This is a genomic window from Streptomyces niveiscabiei (assembly GCF_001419795.1).
Classification (GTDB): Bacteria; Actinomycetota; Actinomycetes; order Streptomycetales; family Streptomycetaceae; genus Streptomyces; species Streptomyces niveiscabiei.
On record NZ_LIRL01000854.1, the window covers coordinates 1 to 2,240 of the forward strand.

The following is a 2,240-nucleotide window of genomic DNA, read 5'->3' on the forward strand; positions in this document are numbered from 1 at the left end:
TTCCTTCACGCGGAGTCGTTTGATATTTCAAGTATAGTCGCTGTTGCATGCCGGCGCCTCTTACCGGGGGCCGGCAGCAGTAGCCGTGGCCGGCTGGACCCCGCGCCAGGGAACCTCGCGCAGGCTGCGCCCTCCGTCCGAAAGGCCCCCGCATGTCCTCCGTGCTCAACCCCGCGACACCGGCCGGCGCGTACGACGCGTTTCTCCCCGGCGCCCTGGTCCGTGCCCGCGCCCACCGCGAGTGGACCCCTGCCGACGGCCCCCTCCCCGCCCTCTACCTCAGCCACGGCGCCCCGCCTCTCTTCGACGATGGCCCCTGGCTGCGGGAACTCCTCGACTGGGCGCAGCGCCTGCCCAAGCCGAAGTCGATCCTGATCGTCTCCGCGCACTGGGAGGACGCACCCCTCGCGATCTCCGCGTCCGCCGCGCACACGCCGCTGGTGTACGACTTCGGCGGCTTCCACCCCCGCTACTACCGCATGACGTACGACACCCCCGACGCCACCGCGCTGGCCCACCGCGTCGCCGCGGCCATGCCGGACGGCGAGCCCCTGTACCAGCACACGAACCGGGGCCTCGACCACGGCGCGTGGGTGCCGCTGATGGCGATGTACCCCCTCGCGGACGTCCCCGTACTCCAGCTGTCCCTGCCGACCCACGATCCGGCCCGCCTGATGGACCTCGGGCGCCGCCTCGCGGACCTGCGCGCAGAGGGCGTTCTGGTCATCGGCTCCGGCTTCATGACGCACGGCCTGCCGTTCGTCACCCGCGAGATGTTCGAGGGCGTCGTCCCCGCCTGGTCCTCCGACTTCGACCAGTGGGCCGCCGAGGCGCTTGCCAAGGGCGACGTCGACGAACTCGCCGCGTACGCCACCCGCGCGCCCGGCATGCCGTACGCGCACCCCACCCCCGACCACTTCCTCCCCCTCTTCATCGCCCTCGGCAGCGCGGACAGCCCGGAGCGGGCCGTCCGCACCACCATCGACGGCTTCATGATGGGCTTCGCGAAGCGGTCGTTCGAGGTGGCCTAGGCGGGGGTGGCCCAGACGTCGGCCGCTCCGACGAACCGCTTGCGGTCGACACCGCCGAAGCCGCCGTGTGCGTCACCGGCCGCGGGCGCGTACTCGCAGGCGGTGACGTCGGCTGAGCGAACTGTCCCTCGTGAGGCTGCCTTGACGGCCCCGGGGCCGCGACCTAGCGTGCGGTGATCGCGGCGACAGAAAGGTCCAGGTCCCCCATGCGGCTCTCCGCCCCGGCCGACTCCCTCTTCGGGCTCGCCAACCTGCCGTACGGCGTCTACTCCCGCCCCGGCGCCCCGCCCCGCGTCGCGACGCGCTACGGCGACCACGTCGTCGACCTCGCGCTCCTCCTCGGCGACGAGGTCTTCGCCGCGCCCGCGCTCAACCCGTTCATGGCGCAGGGGTACGACCGCTGGGTCGCCGTCCGCGCCGCGATCACCGCCGCGCTAGACGGGGACGTACCCCCCGACGCCGTCCACCCCCTCTCGGACGTCACCCTCCACCTCCCCTTCGAGGTCGCCGACTACGTCGACTTCTACGCGTCCGAACACCACGCCGCCAACCTCGGCCGCCTCTTCCGGCCCGACAACCCCGAGCCCCTGCTCCCCAACTGGAAGCACCTGCCCGTCGGTTACCACGGCCGCTCCGCCTCCGTCGTCGTCTCCGGCACGGACGTCGTACGGCCCTGCGGCCAGCGCAAGTCGCCCGGCGATCCGGCGCCCGTGTTCGGGCCCTCCGTCCGGCTCGACATCGAGGCGGAGATCGGGTTCGTGGTCGGCACCGGCAATCCGATGGGCTCGCCCATCCCCGTCGCCGACGCCGAGTCCCACATCTTCGGCGCCGTCCTCTTCAACGACTGGTCCGCGCGCGACATCCAGGCCTGGGAGTACGTCCCCCTCGGGCCCAACCTCGGCAAGTCCTTCGCGTCGACCGTCTCGCCGTGGGTGGTCCCCCTGCTGGCCCTGACCGAGGCGAAGGTGGACACGCCGGTCCAGGAACCGGCCGTCCTCCCCTACCTCGCGCTCGACCGCCCCTGGGGGCTCGACATCTCCCTGGAGATCGAGTGGAACGGCGAGGTCGTCTCCCGGCCGCCGTACTCCGCGATGTACTGGTCGCCCGCGCAGATGCTGGCGCACCTGACCGTGAACGGCGCACCGACCCGGACCGGCGACCTCTTCGCCTCCGGCACGGTGTCCGGGGCGGAGAAGGGGGAACGGGGGG

2 protein-coding genes are annotated in these 2,240 nt (G+C 72.4%); both read left to right on the forward strand.

Translation table 11 applies throughout. From position 1 onward, the window contains the following. Nucleotides 1-152: 152 nt before the first annotated feature. Complete coding sequence (locus AOK24_RS35485; RefSeq protein WP_055724086.1) at nt 153-1,031, forward strand: dioxygenase family protein; 879 nt, start codon at nt 153-155, stop codon at nt 1,029-1,031. Nucleotides 1,032-1,237: 206 nt separating this feature from the next. Further along, nucleotides 1,238-2,240: fumarylacetoacetate hydrolase family protein (locus AOK24_RS35490; protein ID WP_055724087.1), on the forward strand; the 1,003-nt coding region annotated here is incomplete at its 3' end.